This is a genomic window from Methanolobus sp. ZRKC2, from assembly GCF_045291185.1.
Taxonomy (GTDB): domain Archaea; phylum Halobacteriota; class Methanosarcinia; order Methanosarcinales; family Methanosarcinaceae; genus Methanolobus.
The window spans coordinates 2,748,116-2,774,078 of record NZ_CP146980.1 but is presented as its reverse complement, the minus strand read 5'-3'; the positions used below and the strand labels follow the sequence as shown (position 1 = coordinate 2,774,078).

The following is a 25,963-nucleotide window of genomic DNA, read 5'->3' as shown; positions in this document are numbered from 1 at the left end:
AATAGCAAGCAATTGGTGTACGAATGAAGCATGCTGAATTGGATGGCAAACAGATACTGACATTTAAGCTATGATAGCCCTGCCCCTGACAGGCATTATGCCCATGTTTTGGGTTTTACACAATTCTATATTAACTTTACGAACCCGACACTAAATAATCGATTACATACGAAGAATTAGAACTTCTACAATAAAGTCAGATACCGAAAACACTTTATGCAAATCTATCCAAGTGTAGGAAGGGGTATTCAGGACTTAGGTCGTAGAAAATACTGGAAATATATACATTCCACCATCATACGATTTGTTTCCGGAAAAGAAATGAAAACTATTGCTTAAACCCTTACAGATAGCAAGCAATAAAATTATAGAATGATTTACCACCAGTTGTAGTTTCAGAGGAGTTATAGAGATGTTAAGCAAAAAAATGACCGAAGCTTTGAATGAACAGATCAATAAGGAGATGTATTCGGCATATCTTTACATGTCAATGTCCGCCCACTGCACTAATGTCGGACTGGACGGTTTTGCAAACTGGTTCATGGTACAATACCAGGAAGAAATGACACATGCAATGAAGATATACGATTACCTTAATGAACAGGGAGAAAAGGTAAGGCTCGAAGCTATCGAGAAACCACCATCAGAATTCGGAACTATCCTTGACATGTTCGAAGCTACCCTTGGGCATGAACAATTTATCACAAAATCAATCCACGGACTTGTAGACCTTGCTAACGAGGAAAAAGATTACGCTACCCAGATTTTCCTCCAGTGGTTCGTAACCGAGCAGATAGAAGAGGAAGCCAATGATAACGAGATCATAGCAAAGTTGAAAATGGTAGGCAATGAAGGTAACGGTCTTTTCATGCTCGACAGGGACATGGCAGCAAGAAAATTCGCCGAACCTTCTGGAGAATAATAGATTTTTAAAGAGGTAAGAAGATGAATTTCGGAGAAATACTCAAAGGAAAAGAAGTAGAGGGAAAAGAGAAACATGTTCCTGAAATAGAGATAATCAGGGGACACGGGCAGGCAAAGGCTGACTTTGTACGTGTGATCGTGGGAAAAGAAGTACCACACCCCAATACCGTTGAACATCACATAGAGTGGGTAGAACTCTATGGTATTACAAAGGAAGGTAGAACTGTTGATTTCGGAAGGATGAACTTCGAACCTGTTCACACCGATCCCATCGCAACTTTCCATGTGAACAATATCGATGATTTCAAGGCATTCTGTGCACTTGAATACTGCAACATACACGGCGTATGGCAAAACTGTATTGAAGTTTAAACAGGCTCTTTTTAATATGGCACGATTTTTGCCATATCTCTTTTATAGGTGGACATACCAGTATTAATATAATATACCATACATAAAATAAAAACATCAACTGGAAGGTGAACTAAATGCTGGTACAGCTCGCCATGAAGCTAACATTGCTTGCTATTATAGCCGGTACACTGACATATGTATATCTCAGTTACATGGCACCATTTATGTGATACTTAAAAAAGGAGATAACGAATAAAGAATTATTCGCTTTCAAAGTAGCCGATCTCTTCATCGGTCAGGTAACATGCAGGGTCATCGGCCCATACGTTATCATGCACAGCTTCTGCTCGCACACGGAAGTTACCATTGCAGACATCGAACCATTTACATTTTGCACATCTGTCAGCATTGGCCTTGATGAGAGGTTTACGATCTTTAAGGCCTGCCATAAGCGGATCAGACATATCAGTCCATATCTCACTGAACTTGCGCTCCTTAATGTTGCCAAAGCTGTAATGTCTCCAGAACTGGTCAGGATGGACGGAACCATCCCATGAAACACACCCTATGCCTATACCAGTGGAGTTACCACGGTTCATCTGGAGCAGTTCAAGGACCTCTGCCGCACGTTCCGGATCCTCTTCTAAAAGACGCAAATAGATATACGGGCCATCACAATGGTTGTCAACTGTGAGAACCTCAACCTTTTTACCCCTGGCATGAAGCTGTCCTGTTCTTTCCAGTAACATATCAACTGTCTTCCGTGATTCTTCCAGGGAAAGATCCTCATTCCTCATTTCGGAACCCCTGCCCGAGTAAACCAGATGATAGAAACATATTCGGGGAATATTTTCTTCTTCGAGCAAGTCGAAGATAGCAGGAATATCATTTACATTGTGACGGTTAATCGTGAAACGAAGTCCGACCTTGATGCCTGCGGCCTGGCAATTGCGCACTCCCTGCAAAGCTTTGTCAAAAGATCCTTCCAGGCCCCTGAACTTATCATTAGTTTCCCTCATACCATCCAGGGATATTCCCACATACGAAAGACCGATTTCTTTGAGCTCACGGGCTTTTTGCTCCGTGATCATTGTGCCGTTTGTGGAAATGACAGCACGGATGCCTTTTGAAGTTGCGTATGCAGCAAGTTCAGGAAGGTCCTTGCGCATTAAGGGTTCCCCTCCTGAGAAAAGAATAACAGGGGTACCGAATTCAGCAAGATCGTCTATGAGCTCCTTTCCCTGCTCAGTTGTCAGCTCATTCTTATACTCAATGTCTTTTGAATGAGCATAACAGTGAACGCAGCGCAGGTTACAACGCTGGGTCACATTCCATACGACAACAGGTTTCTTATCTTTGGAGAACTGGAGCAGATGGGAAGGAAGCCTTTTTGAATCACGCCCGTAGCGCAATGCATCAGAAGGCTCTACGGTTCTGCAATATAATTTTGAAATACCTATCATGATGAGTGCTCCCTGAATTGAAATAACAAAAATGATTATGGTAAGTGGTATGCGACCACCTATATGGTAATACTATATTATATCTGTGGTACACACCCAAAGCTTTGAAGGAAAGACATTCAGGGCTTATTGATATATCTTAAGAAACGTTCAGGAAAGTTGTTCCTGAACCTTTTTCAATACTTCCTTAAAAGTAAACTTATCGGGAATAACGGATACATTGACACCATAAACTTCAAGGGTCTTAGCAGTCGGACCACCTATTGCAGCAACTATGGAGTTATTCAATTCAAGGACTGCTTTTTCCCCTAAGCCACGTAATTCGGCGTGTTCAATGAAGTTGCGGACCATCATTGAACTTGTGAATGCGAAGACAGGTATCTCACCATTCACCGTAGCATCTATGAGCCAGTCCTGTTCATCTCCTTCGGGTTTTTCCAATGTATAGACATTTGTCTCATGTACCGTAGCACCACATTTACGCAGACCTTCTATTAGCAGGGTCGAGCCATAGAAGCTTCTGGCTGTATCTATTGTCTTACCGGATGCGTCGGCACACAGGTAATCGACAATACCTTCGGAACTGTAGACACCAGGCATTCCCATGACGACTAAACCCAGGTTTTCAAGGGCTTTACGGGTGGTAGGACCTATAGCTACTAAATTTGTGGAATTGAGGGCTGCTATGAATTTCTCCCTTGATTCAGAAGGAATCTTCTTCAGGGTGAAATCTATACCGTTGGCGCTTGTGAAAATTACATAATCCGACTTGCCTGAAAGCACCCTTTCAACAAAACCGTCAAAACCTTCATCCTTCATTTCTGTTATCTCGACCATAGGCACCATGACCGCTTCAAAACCCATAGATTCGGCCAGCTCTTTTGATTCCTTCATGTACCTTTCAGGCCTCATGATCGCAACTTTTGGCTTAACGGATGTTTCACTCATAAGCATACCTCACTCAAAATCCGGCAATATCTGCTCACCGAGTTCTTCCTGGAGCTTCACAACATCACCGATAACTGTAATTGCAGGTGCCTTGACACCTCTTTCCTTTGCAAGGATTGCAATGTTCTCAAGTGTTCCAACGGTAACTCTCTGGTCAGGACGTGTACCCCTCTCTACAAGTGCAACCGGAGTCTTGGGATCCTTACCGTGTTTAATGAGTTCACCCACATTTCTTCCAAGCATCTTGACACCCATGAATATTACAAGAGTACCTTCAAACCTGGCAAGAGTTTCCCAGTCCAGGGCGCTTTCATCTTTAGTGGGATCCTCATGACCGGTAACGAAAGTCACCATAGAGGCATGATCCCTGTGAGTTATAGGTATACCGGCATATGCAGGCACAGCTATCGCAGAGGTGATACCAGGCACAACTTCGAACTCTATTCCTGCATTGATGAGTTCCTGTGCTTCCTCACCTCCACGACCGAACATATATGGATCTCCTCCTTTAAGACGAACAACACTCTTTCCTTCCTTTGCCTTTTCAATTATGAGGGCATTGATCTCATCCTGCCTTAAAGTGTGATCACCGGAATGCTTTCCGGCATCAATCTTCTCTGTTCCAGCCGGGATTGAGTCGATTATTACCTTTCCCGGAAGCTGGTCATAGACCACAACATCAACAGTGTCAATCAACCTACGGGCTTTCAGTGTCATAAGCTCGGGGTCCCCGGGACCTGAACCAACCAGATATACTTTTCCATATTGGGTCATGTTAGCGAAATCCTGTCTGTCTTACTTTGGTTCTAATGAACGTGTCAACTTATAAATTCATTGTTCCGAACAAATCTTAATGACATAGGTACCTTTTATGTTCTTTGACAACATTATTAATGACGACATAGAAAAGCCATGTTCTCTGGGACCGGGGGAGTAGGATAATGGACTTTTATCAAGAAAAGATTACAACGATACATAATTTTTACAGCGATAACGAGAGAATGTTACAGCACCTGCATGATCTATCTTTTATCAGGCCTGCTGTTGTGGTAATACCAATGTTATATGAGGAAATCGAGAATCCACCTCTAACTCATATTATAAGTGAACTGAACAAGTGCACATATATCAAAAAAGTTGTTGTCGCTCTTGCTGCGGATGACGTAGATCATTATAAGAAAACTGTGGACTTTTTTGAACAACTTGAGCTTGACCACATGATCGTGTGGTGCAACGGACCGCGTATTACTACAATAATCAGCGGAATGAAGGAAAATGAACTCGACATCACAGGATTCAGTGGAAAGGGAAAAGATGCCTGGATAGCAATAGGGATAGCAAGCCTGTATGCATATGCAATAGTGCTTCACGATGCCGATATTGTAACATATAACAAGGATTTCCCTGCAAAAATGCTTTATCCGATAATGAATCCCCAACTTAATTTTTATTTCAACAAAGGATATTATGCCAGAATTAAACTTAATGAAAAGACAATGCATGGACGTGTGTATCGCCTTTTCGTCCGCCCTCTCTTGGACACACTTGTGAAAGACGTACGCCACGAGTCAGATGTGCTTGAATATCTTCAGGCTTTCAGGTATACACTTTCGGGAGAATTTGCCTTTACAAGGGACCTCGCACTCAACATCCGGGTACCTTCAGACTGGGGTCTTGAAGTTGGTTTGCTTGCGGAAATATACAGGAACACAACCCTGAAAAAGATATGCCAGACAGACCTGGGCTTCTATGATCACAAACACAAGGAATTGGGAAATAGCCCTTCAGAGGGACTTGGAAAAATGGTAAACGATATCATGGTAACTTTTTTGCGTATTGTTAATGAAACTACCGGCACTAACGTCTCGGAGACATTTCTCAAGGGAATACAGGTAAAATACAGACGATCCGCACAGGACCTGATAAGACAATACAATGCAGATGCCATATGTAACGGACTGCATTATAGCAGGCATCAGGAAGAAAAGTATGTTGACACGTTTGCTGAAATATTCATGAAAGCCGGGGCCCAGTACTTAAAAGACCCCTCAGGCGCTCTTCTCCCGGACTGGGAACGCGCACTTTCTGCAATCCCGGACCTGCGCGAGCAGCTTAGAGATGCAGTTCATGCTGACCTGAATGAAATAAAATCAGAACATACTTGATGAATCTAAAATAATTAATGCAAAATAATAGTTGTATCGTATCAAACGATACTTCACTATATTCAGGCAGAGCAAAGTTATTTCTTACTCAGTATGTAAAAGAGCATGTCTCTGTTCAGTTTCCCCTCACGTTCTAGTTTATTGACTATATCCTCATCAGACATACCTTCGGATTTGAGCTCTTTGATCTTATCAAGAAGCGCCGGAGATACGCTGTAGTACTCGTTGATATCTTTCCTGTGACCCCATACGTCCCCTTCAATGAGTTTAATATTCTGCATTTCCAGAAACATTTCTATTGATTTGGAAACCGTACGACGATACGAGCTTGGTATCTGTATCACTTCAACTTTAGGACAGGTCTGTACCAAGGAAAAAATATCTTTGTTTGATGGTCTGAAAGCAAGATGGATTACCTTTTCACCTGGATTTAAATTTGGTATTTCCTCTCGCGAACTTACAACTCTGATCTTCATGAAACTCCCTCACATTCAGTTCTTCAAATGAAGAACTTACTAAATTAGTGTATGTGCTTACCTATTAAATAATTATCGATTTACTAAACAAAAAAAAAAGATTGTTAGTTCCTGAACCTAGTTCTTATTGATTCGGCATGTGCCATGAGGCCTTCCTCCTCTGCTATTGAAATAACAGGGTCTTTCAAGGTCAGGAGACCTTCTTTGCTTATCTTCTGTATACTTGAGCACTTGAGGAAGTGAAGAATATTAAGCCCGGAGTATATTTTGGCGTAGCCCGCCGTGGGAAGAACATGATTTGTCCCTGAAGCATAGTCTCCTACAGGAACCGGGGCATAATTGCCCACAAATATCGATCCTGCGTTATCTATATCATTGAGAACCAAATCAGAGTCAAAGACCATGATCTCAAGGTGCTCAGCTGCAAAATCGTTAGAAAATTCAATACAACTTTCCATAGAGTCGGCTATCAGCACCGCAGCGTTTTTCAGGGAAGCATTTACGATCTCAGATCTCACAGCCCGGGAAGCCTGCTCCAGTACTTCCTTATGGACCTTGTCAGCAAGTTCTTCAGAAGTAGTCACAAGTACGGAGACAGCATTTGGATCGTGCTCTGCCTGCGCGATAATATCCGATGCCGCCATTGCAGCATCAGCCGAGTCATCAGCAATAATAAGAACTTCACTGGGACCTGCAGGGAAATCGATTTCGGCCTTGTCACGAACCTGCATTTTTGCTGCAGTGACATAGACATTTCCCGGACCGACGATCTTGGACACGGAGCATACACTGTCAGTGCCATACGCCATTGCAGCAACAGCCTGCACGCCACCGATCTTATAAACATGGTCCGCACCTGCAATCCTGGCTGCTGCAAGGGTAAGCGGATTTACCTTCCCGTCAGGTCCGGGAGGAGTACACATTACTACTTTTTTCACACCGGCAACCTTTGCAGGAACAATTGTCATAAGAGCCGTGGAAGGGTAGGATGCCCTTCCCCCTGGAACGTATGCACCTACACTTTCAAGGGGAGTGAACTTTTGCCCAAGCTCAATCCCGGGGGAAACCTCCGTGAACCAAATTTTTTCGGGCATCTGTGCCTGGTGGAATTTCCGTATATTTTCAGCAGCAAATTCAAGATGCCTGATCAAAGAAGCATCAACACTGCTGATTGCTTCATCAATCTCATTCCGGGAAACCTCAATAGCTGTAATATCCGCCCTATCGAATTTCTTAGTATAACTTCGCAGAGCATCATCACCATTCTTTCTCACATCCTTGATAATGTTAGCTACGGTTTCCCCTACATCCGCAAGTTCCCCACCACGGTTAATCAGTTTGTCCTTCTCTTCCCCGCTTAATTCCGATAATCTTTTGTAAAGCATGATAATCCCTTATGTATAATTCAATTCAGGTCTAATTGCTATTTTGCGTCTGTTGCAGACTATACCGGTTCATCATATATAGATTATTCAAAAGAGCTCGTTTTCAAAAGGTTCATTTTTCAAAATCACTGAACGTGCTCTGTTCGTTCCCGAGAAGTGAATCCATCGTTCTTGAATTTGCTCCCTTCGATGTTTCTGAGCCAATATTTATATGCATACCGATCTCCCTTAGCAGTTTCTCCGCAGTCTTTGCACCTATGAGATTGCCAAGAACAACAGGATCGGCTTTTTTGATATCTGCGACGGTCCTGAGACCACTATCATAGAGCCTGCGGGCACGCACACGACCTATACCACGTATTCCTACAAGTTCCATGAGTTCAGGACGTGAGCCGTAGTGTATCCGCTTCTCAATCATACCTGCCATATCCGCAGCAGAGTTCTCCCGGACTCTGGCGAGACGCGAGAGTGAATGCATTAGCCATTCGGAAAGTTCGGCAAAGGCATGGATGTCTCCTTCACCCACATTGAAACTCTTGCTTATGTCATCCATGGATCTCTCATTTATCCAGTCCAGCACAAGAAGAGCTGTCTTTACCTCACCCAGGAACCACTCATATTCGGTATCTTTGAACTGATTTGGTACTTCTACGAACTCTTCTGCGTGCAACTGAACAAAATCATTTATAAGTTCGTAGTCACCCGATCTGAGATAGAGCTGCCGCATGTCGGGTGTTTTACAGATAAGATGCAGCAACGTAAGTTCGTTCGCGTCCTTTTTTTTATCCAGTCCTTCAATTATGATTGCTGCTGAAAGTGGATCAATGTAAAGCATGGAAACTAGTTTCCCAAGCGTTGTTGCTGTAAGTTGCTCATCTCCCTCAAGCATATCATGAGCCTTCAAAAAATCAAGACAATCATCAATAACTTCTATCAGGCCCCAGGTGTCATTTTGGTGGGCAAAGAATGTAGCTTCGATAAATTCCATTAGTCCGTCACGAGTTGTCGCAAAACCGTTCACAATAGTCGAGAGAACATGAGTCCTCAGGGCGTTTTCAGCACCAAGTTTTGACCATATGTCCTCTGCACCTGCATCAATGTAATTGTCGAAAAGCTGTTCCATCTCACCATATGACTTCGCAACGAGAACAGACTCACCGTAGGGGTCCAGATGGGGACGACCAGCCCTGCCTGCCATCTGCTTGTATTCAAGGACAGGAATAGGCTGCATTCCAAAGTTAGAGTCAAAACGCTTATAGCTCCTGATAATTACTCGTCTTGCAGGAAGATTGAGTCCTGCTGCCAGGGTAGGTGTACTACATATAACCTTTATTTTGTTCGCGCGGAAACCATCTTCCACAAGCTTGCGATGTGCAGAGTTCAGTCCTGCATGGTGGAATGCAGTCCCACTCCTGATGCACTGGGCCAGAACTTTTGAAGCCTCAGTCTCGCCGGCTTCAAGAACCTGTTCAACAATCATGTCAAGTTCATTGCGATTCGGCCTGTCCAGAATTTCTGAAACCTTGGCACCTGCCCGTCTGGCAAACCCGACACTGTTTTTGCGACTGCTCTCAAAAACAAGGCACTGCCCTCCTTCCTCGAGCGTATCAAGGATGATGTTGATAGCATCATCTTTAGTAGCACTTTCAATCTCTTTCTGAGAACTCCTGAAATTGATATTACCACCATAATAGACACCTTCCCTGAGGTCCGTAGGCCTCCACTCACTGAGCACAAGTCCCGCCTTAAGCCAGTCAGCTACTTCATAGGCATTTCCAATGGTCGCCGACAGTGCGATTATCTGGCAACCGGGGTTAAGCTTCATAAGCTTTGTGAGAGTCACTTCAAGGGTTGGCCCCCTGTTTGCAGAGTCAAGCAGATGTACTTCGTCAACGACAATAGTGGTAATCTCTTCCATCCAGGAAGTGCTATTACGTAGCAAAGAATCTGTCTTCTCGGAGGTGGCAACAATTATGTCATTGGAACCAAGCCACTCGTCTCTTGACTCAAAATCGCCGGTGGATATGCCAACCCTTACACCACCATCCTTCAAGCCTATGGATGAAAATTCCCTGAAACGTTCGAACTTCTCTGATGCAAGTGCCCTCAGAGGCACTATGTACAATGCTTTGCCACCCTTTGAGATAGCTTTGAGCATGGCAAGCTCTGCAAGCAGTGTCTTCCCCGATGCCGTGGGTATTGCAGCAAGGATATTCTTGTCTTCAAGCAAGCCTTTTTCAATAGCTTCTGCCTGGGGAGGATACAGGCTCTCAATTCCGGAATCCAGGTAGAATTGCATGATCTTTTCAGGGATATTAAGGGACCTTATTTCCATGATATCAGGATAAAAGGCCAAAATGTCTAATAAACCTTGGGTGAAACTCAAAAGTTATAGCTCAATCTTTCTGATGAAATAGATTATTTGTTTAGAGAAGTAACTTCATTAGATGTCATCTGCTCCGTATAACAATCATATTTTCATAGGGGTAGAATGCTTTTGTAATCTCTAACAAAAATTACTTTCACCCAACTTACTATGAGTTTTTATAGGCGTATGACAGAAAAGAGTTTGAAGTTAAAAGTTGGTGATAAGTTTGGAAATTTTAAACGAACCAGAGATAACGGAAATAGAAGAAAAAAATGTAGCATGTGTTTCATTCGTCGGCAACTATATGGGAAATGCTGAAGTCTTTGAAGGCCTGTTTGGCAAACTTATGGGTTGGGCAGGTCCGAAAAACCTGATGGGACCGAATACTCTTTTGATGTCTGCTTACTATGACGACCCAGGCGTTACACCTCCTGAAGAACTTAAGCTGGATGTGTGTATGACCATTGATGATGATATTGAAGTTGAAGGAGAGGTACAAAAGAAAACACTTCCCGGAGGAAAGTACGTAATAATGCGTGCAGAACTGACAGGATCAGAAGAGTATGCTCCGGCTTGGGAAAAAGTTGTTGAGTGGTTGATGCAAAATGACCTTGAAATTGATATGTCCAGAGCAAGCTATGAGATATATTTGAACTCACCTGAAGAACATCCCAAAAAGCATCATATTCTTGACATATGTATGCCTGTCAAATGAATAGGGGTCACAGAATAATTATTTCTGTAAGTATTAACACGCTTTTTTAGGAGAGTAGCTTGAACATTGCTTTTTGAAAAAGCAAAAAGAGCAGACAGCTGCTCTCCTCAATCCAGATCCTTTACCCCTGACACATAATCATAGATAAAAGCCGCAATCAGGGCACCGGCAATAGGACCGATTACATATATAGGATACTGCCACCAGAGGTTTAAACCACCGAGCACAGACTCCGCCAAGTACGGGCCAAAAGTACGTGCCGGGTTAAGTGAAGAACCCGTTATGTTGCCAACAACTATGACATCTGCGGCGACCACCAGACCAATTGCAAGCCCGGCAAAACCTCCGGGTGCTCTTTTATCCACAGCACTTCCCATTATGGTCAGCATAAGGAAAAAAGTTGCAACCGCTTCACATAAAATTGCCTGGGTATAACTCACACCTGCAAACATAGCTGTCGCGCCAAGACCTGTTGCTACTGCCCGGGAACCTAGTATAGCAACTATAGTAAATGACGCAAGGCTGGCACCGATAAGCTGGGCGACAATATAAACGAGCATATCCATCGCAGGAAATCTTCCCGTAGCCCACAAGGCAATACTTACTGCCGGATTAATATGAGTTCCCGATATATGCCCGAAAGCATAGATCATTGCCGCAACAGCAATCGCAAATGCCATACCTATTGCAAACCAGGCACTAATATCTATGCCTACATAAAAAGAGTTCCCAGGCAACATATCCGACCCCTCTATCAGCAAGACAGTCGTGACTACGGACCCTGTACCCAGGAATACCAGCACGAAAGTTCCTATGAGTTCGGCAGTTGCCCTCTTGAGCAAACTGATCTCTGACATAATCCACCTCCAAAAAACCGGGATGTGCCTGAAGCAGGCACATCTTAGATTAAACTGCCTCCGACCAGTTACAGTATTCGCACTTGTAGTCGAAGTAGTTGGCAGAACAGAACTTGCACACACGTGCCGGTGAATGAGCCTCTTCCTTGTGCAATGCGATTATGTTCGTCATCATGGTTGCAGTCACAGGCTCACTTGTAAGCAGGCATGGGAAATCAGACAGGCGCATCAATGCTGAGAACCTGACAGTGATAGCACATGCAGGGTAAGTATAACGCTGCGGATTGTTCAGCACCTCACTCTTCTCTATCGGGCTCAGGTCAATTGGTATACCCTGTACAATTCCACCTGCTCCCCTTGGCTTGTGGTCGATGATACGCTCACCTTTCTCGATCAGGTCAATGAAATCAACATTGTGAAGCTCAGCAGCAGCACCTCTTCTTGGATTCATTAGAACCAGGTTATGGAACCTTTTTACAAGCAGGTCCAGAACCATCATAGTTGTGAAGCCATCCATCCACAATATCTTGGTCGTTGCCGCGGCCGTTGCATCCGTCGCAATGGTCAGGGGGGAGTACTCATCCTTGAACTTACCCTTGGCATTCTCCATGGTTTTATCAAGGACATCAGAAACGACGTTTATGACCTCCATGACAACATCATCTTTTGTCATATTGAACATGGACTGAGAGATATGGTGGGCTACATCCCCTACACCATACGCAGGGACCGTTACAATGTTCCCGTAGAATACATCCGCATCCATTGCATTCTTAACAGTTTTCTTCATCTTCTGCTTATACTGGTCCATATACTTCCTGACGTCAAACGAACTATGTCCCGCCTCTTCCATTAGTTTAAACTGGGCATCTATCGGCGTATCATAGACCATCTTGAGCATTTCAATCTCTTCCTTAACGGCTTCAGATGCAGTCTTACCGTCCTCAATTGCCATCTGGAACTTTGCACCCACACCATAGGAAGTGTTCATTCCCCAGGATTTAGAAGCAAGTATTGCTCTTTTGTGATCCACAGGGATATCCATGTTCTGTAGTATCCTGTTGACCACATTGCTCGTGCTGCCCGGAACGAATGCGAAATCCACAACACAGGTAGGACCATAAAAACCAGCATATCTCCTGATAGATTCTTTTCCGATGAGTGCTTCGGACTTTCCGATTTCCTCCACGAACTTCTCAACTGATGACCTGAAGGAAGGATCCTCATCGTACAGGATCTCCAAAATAGGAGGCGTCTGATAGTGTTCTACGAACGGGTCATCTTCCGGTCGCACGGTGTCAGTTAATCCTGTGAGAACATCAAAATGAGTATTAACAGAATCAATATGAAGGTCAAAAACCTCTTTACTCTGTTCACCTTCGGGCTTCATCCTGTTAACGGCATCGACATACGGCTGGGCATCTTTTACCTTAAAAGAAGTACCTCTTTTATTGTTTATTGTGCTAACAACTGCCTTCTGGGCATTTACGGCTTCTGTAGCCATTTTATCATATATTTCTTTCATAGCGACCCCTTATTTTGTTGGTAGCTGCCAAAAAACAAAGGAAGTAGACCTAGAAACATTCAGAATCATAATCTATTCAAACCACAGAAACTATGGTTATGGCTATGGAACATGAACCCCAAAACATGCCCTTCCTCCAACACAGATTTTGGTAACCCCAAAATTTATATGAGTTATATGCTAATAAAGCTAACGAAATTTTACTTTTCTTTAAATAGAACATTATCCGATCGGCATCCGAAATCAAGACATAATGGTCGGATTCATAAACTACGGCATATTAATTCTGAAAGGTTATATGGGCCTGAACGAATATAACAACTGAACTAAATAATCGGACATAGGTCAAATGGGGTTATTCCTGTGCCACTACAAGTTTTCCATATCAAATAAATGACATATTCGCCCTGAAGGAGATGAAAGAATGAGATACATCGTATTCACCGACCTTGACGGTACTCTGATAGACCATGATACTTACTCCTATGAAGCTGCAAAGCCGGCAATTGAAGAACTAAAAGAAAAGGGAATACCACTTATTTTCTGTACAAGCAAGACCCGTGCGGAGATAGAAGTGTATGTCCGGGAACTTGGGTCGACACACCCTTTCATATCCGAGAATGGCGGGGCTATCTTCATCCCGGAAGGTTATTTCAGCGTAGATTACCCGGTCTCCAAAACCGAAGATGGTTACGATGTTATCGAACTGGGAACAGCATACAGTAAACTCAGAGATATTCTTGTGGAAATCCGTACCAAAGAAAAAATGGATATTATCGGCTTCGGAGATATGGACGATGAGGGCGTTAGTGAAGATACCGGTCTTGATATAGAATCAGCAAGACTCGCAAAGATGCGTGAGTATGATGAAGCTTTCAGATTAAACGGTGATGAAAATACTGCAAACCGACTTAAGGAAAAAATACAGGAAAAGGGTTTGAATTATACCAGGGGAGGAAGATATTGGCATATCCTTGGAGACAACGACAAGGGAAAAGCGGTGAATATCCTTACCGGCCTGTATAGAAAAAAATATGGTGACATCAAAACCATAGGACTCGGAGACAGCCTGAACGATCTTCCTATGCTTCGGTCCGTGGATATATCAGTGCTCGTGCAAAAGCAGAACGGTGAACATGATCCTAATATTAAAGACCAGAATATAATGAGGATCAGTGGCATCGGGCCGGTGGGATGGAACATGGCTGTAAAGCAGATCGTTTCATCAGACGTGTAACAGTATGGCTGGAACAGGACTTATTCCCATATTTGTTTTATAAGTTCATGTCTTTTCAGATCAATATATTGGCTCATCCTGCCTAGCAGCGAAGGCTGCTTCCTTGGCAGAAGAAGATAAGTTTCCTCACCAAAATGAGCAAATTCATAGCGTATGTGCCTTTTTGCGGAATACCTGTGTCCTTTTATAAATCTTGGAATTTCAAAAAGCATGTACCTGAAGATAACACTGAAAGAGCCTTCCTTGAGGAGTCTCCTGTTTGAATTATAATACAATATTTTATTGAGCCTGATTCGGATAATTACAGTTATAACTGAAGCCAGAAGTAAACTTTATACTAACAAAAACGAATATTATCTATATAATAGGGTTTTACTATTGTTTGTAAGTCACAGCATGCCTATAATGGAAAACTGATAGACTTAAAGGCCAAGTAGAAGGGGGTAATAGCATAATAAGACTGGAAAATATGCTGCCACAAGCATTTTTGGTAGGGATTATAAAGATGGTTGACAGGGACGGACCACTGGAAACCATAAGATGGTTGCAGGATATAGGAGAAGAACTTGCAATCCTTGAAGGTCCGGGTTTCGAAGGTGCAAGAGAAGATAACATCAATTATTTGCCAATTTGTCCTTTTGGAAGTGAGATAACAGAGTTCCTCGAGATATACAAGTCACCGACTCAATTCGATGATGTCATCAACAAAATGTATGAGCTGAAAAAGGATTCAGACAATCCCTGGGACTATCCTGCCCTTATCCATGTATTGGGAATACTGCAACATAGCTACAGCAGGAAAAGGGCAGAACTTGCAGGAGCGGAGATATACAACCTTGGTTCAAAATCCCAAAGTGGCAACTTAGTAAAATATAATGAAGAAGCCATCAAAAAGACGGGGATGACGAAAGAGGAAGTTAGAAAAGTCCTTGATAAAGCATTCTATGTATACAAGATAGAATATCCGGAAAAGGAGTGAGGCACTTGAATCGAATAGAAGCGGAAAAACTGTACGAAAACAGCATCCACATACTCAAAACCAATCAACATGAAAACGGCGGTTTCTATGCAAGTCCTCCTGGTACTCGCTACCCTTTCATCTATCCCAGGGACCATTCCATAGCAATACTTGGCTGCACTCATGCAGGATTGCTGAATGAGGCCAGAAGAGGACTCGAATTCGTACTCAGTTCCCAGAAACCACTGGGAGAGTTCTCACAAAGATACGATATCGATGGCAACGATGCAAGTTACAAGGATCTTCAGATTGATGGAAACGGGCTTGTGCTCTTTGTTCTTGGAAAATACTTTGAAGCTACAGGCGGCTCATTCTTTGAGGAAATGGCAGACAAGGAGTTTGTGATGCGATACTGGGAAACAATTGAGAAGGCCGTGCACTTCATACTCCTAAACAAGAATGACGAAGTAGACCTTATCCATACTATTAACAGTATCCATGAATATCCAGCCTATGAACACGGTTTTGAAATATATGCTAATTGTGCGTGTTGTGCCGGGATATATGCAGCTGTCAAGATGGGGAAAGCACTGGGTAAAGATGTCTCCGAATGGGAAAAGGAGGCGGATACTATAAAAAATTCCATACTTACACGGCTTTTCAGCCCCAGAAGACGCTCTTTTATCAAGTGTATTCGCGTGAAGGATAAAAACAGCAAACCCATCGGATATGACCCTTTTGCATCTACGGTGCTTGATATTGATGCTGCGGAGTATGCTCCGGCCTACTTTGGGCTTATAAAAGATAGTGATGTTAAGACAATCACTACTGTAAAAAGGATACATAAGCACCTGTGGGACAACGAGATCGGAGGACTTAACAGATATCCTGAATACTGGGGGCGCAATAACGGAGGCTATGGGCCCTGGTGCCACTTTACATGTGAACTTGCGAACCACTACATCGAGACCGATGATCGCGAGATGGCAGAGATGTATCTGGACTGGGTTGTTGATATGGCACACAACTACACTTTACCGGAACATATCTCGACCATTGAGAGATTTGAATTATGGCTTGAGGATTACACCAATGCCAAAATACTCAGGGACAGCAAGGTCAAGCTGATCGAGTCAGTCAGATCACATCCTATGTGGAAAGGCGGCCTGGCCTATGTTACAATACCTCTTATATGGCCACATGCAGAATTCGTAATATCCTATAAGAAATACAGGGACAAATTCTACTAATTGAAAAACTGAAGACAAAAAAGGAGTTACGTGGCATGAAAAGATGCCACGATGGTTTATATCCTGCAAGCTTAGCTTATCAGTCGTTACTTAGCTCACCTGAGAAATACTTGTCATATGAACCCATATCGAAGTGACCATGACCGCTGAGGTTGAAAAGGATAGTCTTTTCTTCTCCTGTCTGCTTGCACTTAAGGGCTTCATCAATAGTGCATTTGATGGCGTGTGATGACTCAGGAGCAGGGGCTATTCCCTCGCTGCGTGCGAAGGTGACTGCTGCATCGAATACTTCGACCTGATGGTAGGAGGTTGCTTCCATGATACTATCTGCAACGAGCTTGCTCACAATCGGTGAAGCTCCATGATACCTGAGGCCGCCTGCATGGATGGCTGGTGGTATGAACTCTGATCCCAGGGTGTACATCTTGAGTAGAGGTGTCATCTGTGCCATGTCACCGAAGTCATACTTGAACTCCCCGGATGTCAAGGTAGGACATGCGGAAGGTTCCACAGCTATGAACCTTGTGTTAGTTTTACCTGCAATGTTGTCTCGGATGTAAGGCAGAGTCACACCGGCAAGATTGCTTCCACCGCCACAACATCCGATAACGATGTCAGGGTAGTCCTCGGTCTTATTGAACTGTGCCTGGCTCTCAAGGCCAACCACTGTCTGATGGAGGCTGGTGTGGTTTAAGACACTGCCAAGCGCGTATTTGGTGTTATCATTAAGGGCTGCTTCCTCAATAGCCTCACTTATAGCAATACCCAGACTGCCTGTTGTTTCGGGATACATGTCGAGGATTTTTCTTCCGAACTGTGTTTCGGTGCTCGGGGATGGAACTACATTTGCTCCCCAGAGGTTAATAAGTGACTTGCGGTATGGCTTCTGGTAGAAGCTTGAACGTACCATGTAAACCTTACACTCGATATCAAAATAATTACAGGAAAGCGACAGGGCACTGCCCCACTGGCCTGCACCGGTCTCAGTTGTGATCCTTTCGGTACCTTCCTTCATGTTATAGTATGCCTGCGCAATTGCAGTGTTTGGCTTGTGGCTTCCGGCAGGACTTACACTTTCGTTTTTGTAGTAAATCTTTGCAGGTGTTCCCAGCGCCTTTTCAAGCCTGTAGGCCCTGTGTAAAGGTGATGGTCTCCAGAGGCTGTATATCTCCATGATCTCCTTAGGAATATCAATATACCTCTCAGAGCTTATTTCCTGATTTATGAGCTCCTTTGCAAATATAGGCTCAAGATCCTTGGGATTCATTGGCTCATTAGTTGCCGGGTTCAGCGGAGGTTCTACCGGAAGGTCGGCAAGGATGTTATACCACTGTTTAGGCATTTCGTTTTCATCGAGCAATATTTTTGTGTGATCCATAATTATACCTCTGTAAAAAAACAAAGTCAATGATGTATAACTCAGTACATTGGACGGGGTATTTAATAGTTTTGATTTTCAGGATTAACTGGACTTGAGCATTCATAGCGGAAAAAACAATTTTTATCCGTGGCTTATTCTCAAAAAAAGTTGGTTTGAATCGTGTAAATAATATGAGAAAAAACACTGCATTTGCGTATTAATTATGCAAAAGAATTTTTTCGTATTGAAAATAGAGAAAAATGAAGGCATTTTTCGATTTATTCTTTTGAGTTCAGTTTTTCTGCAATCTTCCCACCCAGTTCTTTTGCTGCTTTGACAGCTTCAGGCTGATCCTCAAATCTGCTTATTCCAACGGACTCTTTAGTTGCATCGGGACCGAACATCATCTTAATGCCAGTCATGTCGCAGTCATCTCCATATTTACATTTCACACAGGGAACATTTCCAAGGGTCTTGACAGAACCCATTATTTCCATTCCCTCCTCCATCATGTAGTATGTGATTGCATTGATACCGTTCTCAAGTGCAGGAGGAAGCATGTCACATTTTTCGGGGATTGCGGATGTGATTATTATTCCACCGGGCTTTCCCTGCATAAATCCGTATCTGTGCCGAAGAGGGTAAAGCCTTTCAATGAATGCCTTTGTACGTGAATCAAGAGAGGAATATGGTGTAAAGCCTGCAACAATAAGGGCATCTGCTTCCTTAGCTTTTTCTGCCAAGGCAATGCCATCGTCTTTAATTACACAGACATTTGTACTTACGCATCCCAGGCAGGCTTTGCAGGGAGCAACGGTATAATCAAACAATTTGACATATTCGTAATCCATACCTGTTGCTTCAAGTGCTGCCTTAAGAGCCCGATCCGTGTTGCTGTCTTTGACTGGGGAGCCCGATACTCCTAGAACTTTCATAATTATCCACTCCTATAAATTATCAGCTTGTAAGCAGTTTAAGTCTTGTGCTTAAAAGGGTGTGAGTATCACAACCCTGCTCTTTCAACGAGGATGTCAGCAATCTGCTTTGCACTTTCAATTGGGAAGTCTTCTGCTGTAAGAAGTTTTCCTGCCTCCCCTGCAGTTATTTCGACATCTCCGGACTTACATGTGGTGTCTGCACCTGCAGGAAATGCTGCAAGTAAATCTTCAGGTGTGTTAATAGGGAATGTCGCATCTGCAAGTCCGCCAACGATCTGTGAATGGATATCTTCTTTTACGCTCATATTGTTGTCTCCTTTGAGGGTTTCATATATGGCTGCCTGTCTTCCGGAAGATAGAACCACAATAGATAATAGAACAGTCATTCATATATACTTAAGCGGCACTGAATTGTACTTAATACATTGGAGTAACCTGTATAACTCTTAGAGTTTTGCTGGAAACCTTTTTTCATCCCGAAAAACTCTCGAAGATTAGAGATAATCCAGCAATATAAAAGAATGAATCAAAAAAAATTTAGCAATGATGACTGATTGTTATCATTAATACTTTTTACCAGCCAAGAAACGCAGTTTACTATAATTTGTAAGGTTATCGGAATGTAGTAACTACTGAACAGTGCCCTAAATCCTTTTTAAGATGCAAAGTAATTTTCATACAGGCAGTCATGTAATTATTGTATTTTATGCGTTAAGTCAAATTAATTGGTGAAAAGGAGTTTAAAATATGAAAATACTTGGAATATCAGGAAGCCCAAGAACAGAGGCGCGTTCAGGTTCTATAAAAGTTGTGGAAAAAATTCTGGAGAACACTGGATGTGAATATGAACTTATTTCACTGCATGGTAAGAATATAGGTGGCTGTATCGGATGTATGGCATGTGCTGATGACAATATATGTAAAGTAGACGATGACCTGAAAACCATGCGTGATAAAATTGTTGAAGCTGATGCTTATGTTCTGAGTGGTGTCAACTATTTCAACACATTGAACGCAGTGATGCATTCTTTCCTTGAAAGATGGTATCAATTCAGGCATAGAGAAGCTGATATCCTCTGGGGAAAACTTGCTGTTACTGTGAGTCTTGGAGGTATGAACCCTTCACCACCTACTGAGGTTCTAAATACATTCTGTTTAGCTAACATGATAAAAGTTATAGATAATGTTGAAGGAATAGGTGCTTTTGGGTGCTGCTATTGCGGATACGGTGAAACCTGCAAGGTAGGAGGACACTATAATGTATATGGACCTGACTCTCCAATCACTCCGGAAACCATTCCTGATGTTACGAAGGATGAAAAGGTGATGCTTGCAGCTGAGCAGGCAGGAAAAAAGCTTGGTGAACAGTTGCGCTCTGCTGATTACAGCCGTCAGAAAACTGCATTTGAAGTTATGGAAGCTATGAAAGCTCATCACGAAAAACAATAATTAATAAGTTTTTCCGGAATATTGATTATTCACATCGGTTTTTCATAGTTGATGTGAATAATCAACATTGAATCATATCATGAAAGCTAGTCAAGGACTATAGATAGTCTCTGAATAGACTAATACTTTTAAAATTTAAGATGAAGAATTGAACTATAATATTCTTCAATATTCTTCCCGTATCTCCAATCTTTTCCTTACACAGGCATTCAAGTAAATAGCTTATCTGCTCCAGTATTTTTTTATGTAATGAACAGTATCCCTGGAAAAAACCATTTTCTTAATCCGAATGAAAAATATTAATCATGAAGATACTTCACATAGGCAGGATAGGACTTGACTATATGCAATCTAGAAAGAAGAACTGGCTATAAACATAGGACCAAAGATAAAACTAATCGAAAATCTAAAATAGGCTACCTTATACTATCCAAGCAAAACTCATAATGTAGCATAATTTACCAGAATCCATATTATCAGGTTGATCCATAATGAAAATCAGCAAACCACGAGGTACCCGTGATTTCCTCCCGGAAGATACTAAAAAAAGAAGATATGTAGAAAACATATTACGTCAAGTCGTCAAAAACTGGGGATTCTCGGAGATAATCACCCCAACTTTCGAGACACTGGAACTTTTTACATTAAAATCCGGGGAAGGTATTGTAGGAGAACTTTACAATTTTACCGACAAGGGAGACAGGGAGATGACCCTGCGCCCGGAACTCACAGCTCCTGTAATGAGGATGTACGTCAATGAGATGCAGGCAAGCCAGCGACCTCTTAAGCTCTTCTACTTTGAGAACTGCTTCAGGTATGAGCGTCCTCAGAAGGGACGGTTCAGAGAATTCTGGCAGTTTGGCGTTGAGTTGATAGGCAGCAACAAGGCAGATGCGGATGCAGAAGTAATTGCCCTTGCAAGCGAGATGCTCAAGGCAGTAGGCATCAAAGGCAGCCTGCACGTAAACCACCTTGGAGTTATCAGGAAACTCCTCAGCGTGTTGGAAACAGAACAGCAAAGCAGGATAATGAGACTCGTTGATAAGAAGGATGATACCGGACTTGTGGACTATCTGGAAGAAATCGATGCACCGGGACATCTGCGTCTCGAACTGATGGAGCTTATATCGCTCACGGGAAGTGAGGCCATCGAGAAGGCACGCCAGTTGATAGGTGATATACCCGAGCTCGATCAGTATCAGGAACTGCTGGATCTTCTGGATGCATATGGAGTTGATTATGTCATAGACTTTGGCATTGCAAGGGGTCTGGACTACTATACGGGCATGGTCTTTGAAATATATGCCGAGGGCCTCGGAGCACAAAACCAGGTATGTGGAGGCGGTTCTTACCAGCTCATCAAGCTATTTGGCGGAGGGGACGTACCATCCACAGGTTTCGGATTAGGTTTTGACAGGATAATGGAAATATGCGAGATAGAGCCGGATTACGAAAAACCGGTCGTTATCATAGCCAAAGATTCCACCCGCCTAGAAGCTGTAAGAGCAGCCACAAAGCTGCGACCACACATGCCGGTATACGTCGACCTTATGAAACGCAATTTCAAGGCACAGCTATCCTATGCAAACCATATAGGCGCCCATTATGTCGTAATCATCGGTGAAAATGAAGTTGAAGCCGGGAAGGTTACCCTCAAAAACATGGACAGCGGTGATCAGGAGCTCCTGAAGCTCGAAGAAGTTATAGAAAGACTAGGCAATTGATTTGGCAGTGGAAATATAATCCACTTCCTGTGCCAATAAGCGCTTTTCAGTTCTTCCGCAATGAAGCTACTCTTCAATCACAACATATATATTTGATAATGCTTTTTGTAGAGAACACTTCGCCAATTATAGAACTGACTGCCGTATGACAAAGGGTTCTCCTGTTCGTTCAAACAGCCTGGAAGAGTACGGTCAACTACAAACTAACTAAATCATATCAAATATCATAATTATTGGAGGAATTGCATGGCAAAGATGCACACCCGGAAGAAGGGACAAGCCGGGTCTACAAGACCACTTCGTACTGAACCACCTGTATGGTCCACTATGAGTGAAGAAGAAGTAACAAATGTTGTTGTTGAAATGTGGAAGCAGGGTATAAGCACCAGTGAAATCGGAATGACACTCAGGGACAAATATGGGGTACCTGACGTCAAACTGGTTACCGGTAAGAAAATCACCGGAATCCTGAAAGAGAAAGATGAAGCACCTGCATTACCTGAAGACCTTTACAACCTTCTTGTAAAGGCAATCGGAATCAGGAAACACATAAAGGACAACCATAAGGACGTCCACAACAAGCGTTCTCTCCAGAACACTGAATCCAAGATCAGAAGGCTTGTCAAGTATTACCAGTCAACAAAAGTACTTCCTGCAGACTGGAAATACAAACCAGAGACAGCCGAAATGCTGCTCACAAGATAAACAAGATTCCCAGGGAATCTGCAAGGGCCTGGTCACCGGACCAAAGCCCATCTTTTTTTATTATTCTGATATTATAAAGGGATAAGTAATCTGTTTTTACAAAAAATGTTTTCCTGCCGTAGCAAGGTAAGGTATAAATTGTTATAAAGAGCATAGTATATTCCATGAAAGCTATCGTTCTTGCAGCCGGGGAAGGGAGAAGGTGCCGGCCGCTAACACTTACAAGGTCAAAGGTAATGCTCCCTGTGGCAAATAAACCTATTCTGGAACATGTCATAAATGCTCTTGCCAAAAACGAAATCAAGGACATAATACTGATAGTGGGATACGAAAAAGAACGTATTATGGACTATTTTGAGGATGGGGTCAATTTCGGTGTAAAGATTAATTATATAGAGCAAAAAGCCCAGATAGGCACTGCTCATGCAATACTTCAGGCTCGCGAATCGATAGATGCTGACGAGGAGGCATTTTTAGTTGTGAACGGGGATAATATCATAGAACCCGAGACCATCAGTGACCTTATAAAGGGTGCAGATGGCGATGCAACTGTCCTTGCATGCAAGAAAGAAAACGTAACCGGTTACGGTGTCATTGTTGCCGAGGGCCAGCATGTCAAAAAGATAGTCGAAAAACCCCAGTCAATGGTGAGTCATCTCATCAATACCGGTACATATCTTTTCAAGCCACAAGTATTCGATATAATAGAAAGAACACCGCTTTCAACATGGGGAGAATATGCTATTACCGACACCCTGCAGCTAATGATAGATGAAGGGATGAATGTCACAATGACAAACACCTTTTCCGACTGGCTGGATGCAGCTTTTTCATGGGACCTCCTGAAGTCAAACCCGGTAGTCCTTGGGGAGTTCGAAACTGACATTAAAAAAGGGACAGTTGAAGAAGGCGCTGTTATCAAAGGAAGTGTTGCTATCGGCAGTAACACGACCATACGTTCGGGATGTTACATAGTGGGTCCTGTTATAATCGGTGACAACTGCGACATAGGTCCTAATACAGTCATACTTCCTTCTACAAGCATAGGAAATAATGTATCCATTGCTTCTTTCACCAGCATACAGAACAGTATTATCATGAACGATGGTCGTATAGGCACACATTCTACGATTTCCAACTCGATAATCGGAAGTAATACATCTATAGGGTCACATTTTATTACTGAAGAAAAAGAAAAGATGATGATAGAGGTTGAAGGAGGCCTATATTTTGCCGATAAACTGGGAACGATCATCGGCGATGACACCGAGGTTGGCAGCAGTGTGCTTGTAAAAGCAGGGACAATGATCTCTCCCAATTGTAGGGTCAATTCAGGCAAAACTATATCAGAGGCGCTTCCGGTAAATTCAATAGTCATTTGAGGTGAGGGGATATGTGTGGAATAGTAGGGTACGTAGGCAAAGAATCGGCTACACCCATCTTAGTAGAGTCACTGAAAAGACTTGAGTATAGAGGATATGATTCTGCGGGAATCACAGTTTTTAATGGATCACTTGAAACTTTCAAAACCGTTGGAAAAATTGCAGATCTTGAAGATATTCTTCCTGAAGAAACAATAGCAAATGTAGGAATCGGCCATACCAGGTGGGCAACCCACGGGAAACCGGAAACCAGAAACGCCCATCCGCATATGTCATCCTGCATCTCGGTTGTACATAACGGTATCATAGAGAACTATCTACAGATCAAGGAAATGCTCATCGGACTTGGATATATCTTTGAATCGGATACGGATACCGAGGTTATCGCACATCTGCTTAACTACAAGATGCAAAGCGAAACAAAAAGACCGGACCTTCTGACAGCAGTTCGCGAGACCATAAGAGAACTCGAAGGTTCTTATGCAATAGCGGCATTGTGCTCCGACGAACCGGAGTGTCTGGTTTTTGCCCGTAAGGATAGTCCCCTTGTACTTGGAATTGGTGAGGATGGATACTATGCAGCTTCAGATGTAACTGCTTTCCTAAAATATACCAAAGATGTAGTTTATATTGACGACAACGAAATAGGTTCCATTCGTCCTGATTGCATCGAAGTGTTTGATCTTAAAGGGAACTTGTTGACAAAAGAAACTCATACCATCGAATGGGATCTGGAAGCCGCTGAAAAGGCAGGATATGAGCATTTCATGTTGAAAGAGATACATGAACTGTACCTGACACCTGAACAGATTAAACACCTGCGAAGGGCAACAATAATTGCCTGTGGCACCTCCTGGAATGCAGGGATACTGGGAAAATACCTTTTTGAAAAACTTACCGGCATCCATACTGATATTGAAACTGCCTCTGAATTCAGGTATGGTAACCCTGTCCTTTGCGGAGAAGAACTAACGATTGCTATTACACAGTCAGGAGAGACTGCTGATACACTTGCAGCAGTCAGGAGCTCTAAGTCATACGGATGCAGAAACATTGCTATCACCAATGTCGTTGGAAGCACGATTACAAGGGAATCAGACAGTGTTGTCTATACCCGTGCAGGCCCTGAAATCGGAGTCGCCGCGACAAAGACATTTACGGCACAGCTTATTACACTCTACATGCTTGCCATTCACCTGGGAAGAGCAAGAGGAGTGATTTCTGCTGAAGAAGCGAAGAATCTGATAGTGAATATAAAGCGTCTTCCCGGACAGATACAAAAAATTCTGAACCGGAAAGAAGAGATCCGGGAGTGTGCCGAACAGTTTGCTGACATGAAAGATTATTTCTTTATCGGACGCTACCTTAACTTCCCCATAGCTCTTGAGGGGGCACTGAAACTTAAAGAGATATCCTATATACATGCCGAAGGATATGCAGCAGGAGAACTCAAGCACGGACCTCTTGCACTGCTCACGGAAGAAACACCGGTTGTGGCCATTGCAACAATGGGTCACACCTATGACAAAATACTCAGCAATATCAAGGAAGTTAAGGCCCGGAATTCAACTGTAATAGCTGTGGCAAATGAAGATGATACTGAGATAGAGAAGTATGTTGATGTGGTACTAAGGATTCCACCGTCACATGAGATGACTTCACCTGTACTTTCTTCTGTGGTGCTTCAACTGCTTGCATATTATACTGCACTTGCAAAAGATTGTTCCATTGATAAACCCAGAAACCTTGCAAAGAGTGTTACGGTGGAATGAGCCCATTA

The 25,963-nt window shown here is 43.0% G+C and carries 23 protein-coding genes; 12 read left to right on the top strand and 11 right to left on the bottom strand.

Going from position 1 to position 25,963, the window contains the following annotated elements:
- The first annotated feature begins 412 nt into the window (after positions 1-412).
- Positions 413-922 carry a ferritin gene (locus V7O62_RS13380; RefSeq protein ID WP_406656838.1) on the top strand — a complete coding sequence of 170 codons (510 nt, stop codon included), beginning with the start codon at positions 413-415 and terminating at the stop codon, positions 920-922.
- Between the two features lie 23 nt (positions 923-945).
- The gene (locus V7O62_RS13375) at positions 946-1,296 is read left to right on the top strand and encodes a desulfoferrodoxin family protein (RefSeq protein ID WP_406656837.1); all 351 of its coding nucleotides are present in this window, start codon (positions 946-948) and stop codon (positions 1,294-1,296) included.
- A 242-nt stretch (positions 1,297-1,538) separates the two neighbouring features.
- Here V7O62_RS13375 and ahbC read toward each other — a convergent pair whose 3' ends face one another.
- The 3 genes from ahbC to cobA all read right to left on the bottom strand — a co-directional run bounded on the left by ahbC (position 1,539) and on the right by cobA (position 4,463).
- Positions 1,539-2,741 carry a 12,18-didecarboxysiroheme deacetylase gene (gene ahbC, locus V7O62_RS13370; protein ID WP_406656836.1) on the bottom strand — a complete coding sequence of 401 codons (1,203 nt, stop codon included), beginning with the start codon at positions 2,739-2,741 and terminating at the stop codon, positions 1,539-1,541.
- Positions 2,742-2,891: 150 nt separating this feature from the next.
- The gene (locus tag V7O62_RS13365; protein ID WP_406656835.1) at positions 2,892-3,689 is read right to left on the bottom strand and encodes a uroporphyrinogen-III synthase; all 798 of its coding nucleotides are present in this window, start codon (positions 3,687-3,689) and stop codon (positions 2,892-2,894) included.
- A gap of 9 nt (positions 3,690-3,698) precedes the next feature.
- The gene (gene cobA / locus V7O62_RS13360; protein WP_406656834.1) at positions 3,699-4,463 is read right to left on the bottom strand and encodes a uroporphyrinogen-III C-methyltransferase; all 765 of its coding nucleotides are present in this window, start codon (positions 4,461-4,463) and stop codon (positions 3,699-3,701) included.
- 167 nt (positions 4,464-4,630) lie between these two features.
- On the opposite strand from cobA, the gene gpgS reads away from it, so the two are divergent.
- Positions 4,631-5,854 (top strand): glucosyl-3-phosphoglycerate synthase, encoded by a 1,224-nt coding sequence (gene gpgS / locus V7O62_RS13355; RefSeq protein ID WP_406656833.1) that lies wholly within the window; start codon positions 4,631-4,633, stop codon positions 5,852-5,854.
- A gap of 77 nt (positions 5,855-5,931) precedes the next feature.
- Here the strand turns inward: gpgS and V7O62_RS13350 are convergent, their stop codons facing one another.
- The 3 genes from V7O62_RS13350 to V7O62_RS13340 form a co-directional block, all read right to left on the bottom strand.
- Complete coding sequence (locus tag V7O62_RS13350) at positions 5,932-6,330, bottom strand: DUF1699 family protein (protein WP_406656832.1); 399 nt, start codon at positions 6,328-6,330, stop codon at positions 5,932-5,934.
- Between the two features lie 104 nt (positions 6,331-6,434).
- The gene (gene hisD / locus V7O62_RS13345) at positions 6,435-7,715 is read right to left on the bottom strand and encodes a histidinol dehydrogenase (RefSeq protein ID WP_406656831.1); all 1,281 of its coding nucleotides are present in this window, start codon (positions 7,713-7,715) and stop codon (positions 6,435-6,437) included.
- A 112-nt stretch (positions 7,716-7,827) separates the two neighbouring features.
- Positions 7,828-10,050 carry an ATP-dependent DNA helicase gene (locus tag V7O62_RS13340; protein ID WP_406656830.1) on the bottom strand — a complete coding sequence of 741 codons (2,223 nt, stop codon included), beginning with the start codon at positions 10,048-10,050 and terminating at the stop codon, positions 7,828-7,830.
- Positions 10,051-10,309: 259 nt separating this feature from the next.
- On the opposite strand from V7O62_RS13340, the gene V7O62_RS13335 reads away from it, so the two are divergent.
- Positions 10,310-10,798: a GyrI-like domain-containing protein gene (locus V7O62_RS13335; protein WP_406656829.1), complete on the top strand. Its 489-nt coding sequence runs from the start codon at positions 10,310-10,312 to the stop codon at positions 10,796-10,798.
- Positions 10,799-10,905: 107 nt separating this feature from the next.
- On the opposite strand, the gene V7O62_RS13330 is transcribed toward V7O62_RS13335, so the two are convergent.
- Together V7O62_RS13330 and V7O62_RS13325 are read right to left on the bottom strand one after the other, a co-directional pair.
- Positions 10,906-11,655 carry an MIP/aquaporin family protein gene (locus tag V7O62_RS13330; RefSeq protein WP_406656828.1) on the bottom strand — a complete coding sequence of 250 codons (750 nt, stop codon included), beginning with the start codon at positions 11,653-11,655 and terminating at the stop codon, positions 10,906-10,908.
- Positions 11,656-11,704: 49 nt separating this feature from the next.
- A complete protein-coding gene (locus tag V7O62_RS13325) occupies positions 11,705-13,180 on the bottom strand; it encodes a DUF2193 domain-containing protein (protein WP_406656827.1) in 1,476 nt (491 codons plus the stop codon).
- Positions 13,181-13,604: 424 nt separating this feature from the next.
- On the opposite strand from V7O62_RS13325, the gene mpgP reads away from it, so the two are divergent.
- The 3 genes from mpgP (at position 13,605) to V7O62_RS13310 (ending at position 16,625) form a co-directional block, all read left to right on the top strand.
- Positions 13,605-14,417, top strand: coding sequence for a mannosyl-3-phosphoglycerate phosphatase (gene mpgP / locus V7O62_RS13320; protein WP_406656826.1), 813 nt, complete (start codon positions 13,605-13,607; stop codon positions 14,415-14,417).
- 505 nt (positions 14,418-14,922) lie between these two features.
- The gene (locus V7O62_RS13315) at positions 14,923-15,396 is read left to right on the top strand and encodes a hypothetical protein (protein ID WP_406656825.1); all 474 of its coding nucleotides are present in this window, start codon (positions 14,923-14,925) and stop codon (positions 15,394-15,396) included.
- On the top strand, positions 15,393-16,625 hold the full coding sequence (locus V7O62_RS13310) for a glucoamylase (RefSeq protein WP_406656824.1): 1,233 nt from the start codon (positions 15,393-15,395) through the stop codon (positions 16,623-16,625). The genes V7O62_RS13315 and V7O62_RS13310 overlap by 4 nt, the downstream gene beginning before the upstream one ends.
- Positions 16,626-16,704: 79 nt before the next feature.
- On the opposite strand, the gene V7O62_RS13305 is transcribed toward V7O62_RS13310, so the two are convergent.
- The 3 genes from V7O62_RS13305 to V7O62_RS13295 form a co-directional block, all read right to left on the bottom strand.
- Positions 16,705-18,003, bottom strand: coding sequence for a TrpB-like pyridoxal phosphate-dependent enzyme (locus tag V7O62_RS13305; protein ID WP_406656823.1), 1,299 nt, complete (start codon positions 18,001-18,003; stop codon positions 16,705-16,707).
- Between the two features lie 260 nt (positions 18,004-18,263).
- Positions 18,264-18,920: a flavodoxin family protein gene (locus tag V7O62_RS13300; protein WP_406656822.1), complete on the bottom strand. Its 657-nt coding sequence runs from the start codon at positions 18,918-18,920 to the stop codon at positions 18,264-18,266.
- 68 nt (positions 18,921-18,988) lie between these two features.
- A complete protein-coding gene (locus tag V7O62_RS13295) occupies positions 18,989-19,288 on the bottom strand; it encodes an MTH865 family protein (RefSeq protein WP_406656821.1) in 300 nt (99 codons plus the stop codon).
- Positions 19,289-19,670: 382 nt separating this feature from the next.
- On the opposite strand from V7O62_RS13295, the gene V7O62_RS13290 reads away from it, so the two are divergent.
- The 5 genes from V7O62_RS13290 to glmS all read left to right on the top strand — a co-directional run bounded on the left by V7O62_RS13290 (position 19,671) and on the right by glmS (position 25,955).
- Positions 19,671-20,372, top strand: coding sequence for a flavodoxin family protein (locus V7O62_RS13290; RefSeq protein WP_406656820.1), 702 nt, complete (start codon positions 19,671-19,673; stop codon positions 20,370-20,372).
- A gap of 491 nt (positions 20,373-20,863) precedes the next feature.
- Complete coding sequence (gene hisS, locus V7O62_RS13285) at positions 20,864-22,096, top strand: histidine--tRNA ligase (RefSeq protein WP_406656819.1); 1,233 nt, start codon at positions 20,864-20,866, stop codon at positions 22,094-22,096.
- 246 nt (positions 22,097-22,342) lie between these two features.
- Complete coding sequence (locus V7O62_RS13280) at positions 22,343-22,801, top strand: 30S ribosomal protein S15 (RefSeq protein ID WP_406656818.1); 459 nt, start codon at positions 22,343-22,345, stop codon at positions 22,799-22,801.
- Positions 22,802-22,965: 164 nt separating this feature from the next.
- A complete protein-coding gene (glmU, locus tag V7O62_RS13275; RefSeq protein ID WP_406656817.1) occupies positions 22,966-24,183 on the top strand; it encodes a bifunctional sugar-1-phosphate nucleotidylyltransferase/acetyltransferase in 1,218 nt (405 codons plus the stop codon).
- Between the two features lie 11 nt (positions 24,184-24,194).
- A complete protein-coding gene (gene glmS, locus V7O62_RS13270) occupies positions 24,195-25,955 on the top strand; it encodes a glutamine--fructose-6-phosphate transaminase (isomerizing) (protein WP_406656816.1) in 1,761 nt (586 codons plus the stop codon).
- The last annotated feature ends 8 nt before the right edge of the window (positions 25,956-25,963 follow it).

Coding starts and splice junctions, on each gene's coding strand:
- V7O62_RS13380 (WP_406656838.1), top strand. CDS start 413: ATGTTAAGCAAAAAAATGACCGAAGCTTTGAATGAACAGATCAATAAG.
- V7O62_RS13375 (WP_406656837.1), top strand. CDS start 946: ATGAATTTCGGAGAAATACTCAAAGGAAAAGAAGTAGAGGGAAAAGAG.
- ahbC (WP_406656836.1), bottom strand. CDS start 2,741: ATGATAGGTATTTCAAAATTATATTGCAGAACCGTAGAGCCTTCTGAT.
- V7O62_RS13365 (WP_406656835.1), bottom strand. CDS start 3,689: ATGAGTGAAACATCCGTTAAGCCAAAAGTTGCGATCATGAGGCCTGAA.
- cobA (WP_406656834.1), bottom strand. CDS start 4,463: ATGACCCAATATGGAAAAGTATATCTGGTTGGTTCAGGTCCCGGGGAC.
- gpgS (WP_406656833.1), top strand. CDS start 4,631: ATGGACTTTTATCAAGAAAAGATTACAACGATACATAATTTTTACAGC.
- V7O62_RS13350 (WP_406656832.1), bottom strand. CDS start 6,330: ATGAAGATCAGAGTTGTAAGTTCGCGAGAGGAAATACCAAATTTAAAT.
- hisD (WP_406656831.1), bottom strand. CDS start 7,715: ATGCTTTACAAAAGATTATCGGAATTAAGCGGGGAAGAGAAGGACAAA.
- V7O62_RS13340 (WP_406656830.1), bottom strand. CDS start 10,050: ATGGAAATAAGGTCCCTTAATATCCCTGAAAAGATCATGCAATTCTAC.
- V7O62_RS13330 (WP_406656828.1), bottom strand. CDS start 11,655: ATGTCAGAGATCAGTTTGCTCAAGAGGGCAACTGCCGAACTCATAGGA.
- V7O62_RS13325 (WP_406656827.1), bottom strand. CDS start 13,180: ATGAAAGAAATATATGATAAAATGGCTACAGAAGCCGTAAATGCCCAG.
- mpgP (WP_406656826.1), top strand. CDS start 13,605: ATGAGATACATCGTATTCACCGACCTTGACGGTACTCTGATAGACCAT.
- V7O62_RS13315 (WP_406656825.1), top strand. CDS start 14,923: ATGGTTGACAGGGACGGACCACTGGAAACCATAAGATGGTTGCAGGAT.
- V7O62_RS13305 (WP_406656823.1), bottom strand. CDS start 18,003: ATGGATCACACAAAAATATTGCTCGATGAAAACGAAATGCCTAAACAG.
- V7O62_RS13300 (WP_406656822.1), bottom strand. CDS start 18,920: ATGAAAGTTCTAGGAGTATCGGGCTCCCCAGTCAAAGACAGCAACACG.
- V7O62_RS13290 (WP_406656820.1), top strand. CDS start 19,671: ATGAAAATACTTGGAATATCAGGAAGCCCAAGAACAGAGGCGCGTTCA.
- hisS (WP_406656819.1), top strand. CDS start 20,864: ATGAAAATCAGCAAACCACGAGGTACCCGTGATTTCCTCCCGGAAGAT.
- V7O62_RS13280 (WP_406656818.1), top strand. CDS start 22,343: ATGGCAAAGATGCACACCCGGAAGAAGGGACAAGCCGGGTCTACAAGA.
- glmU (WP_406656817.1), top strand. CDS start 22,966: ATGAAAGCTATCGTTCTTGCAGCCGGGGAAGGGAGAAGGTGCCGGCCG.
- glmS (WP_406656816.1), top strand. CDS start 24,195: ATGTGTGGAATAGTAGGGTACGTAGGCAAAGAATCGGCTACACCCATC.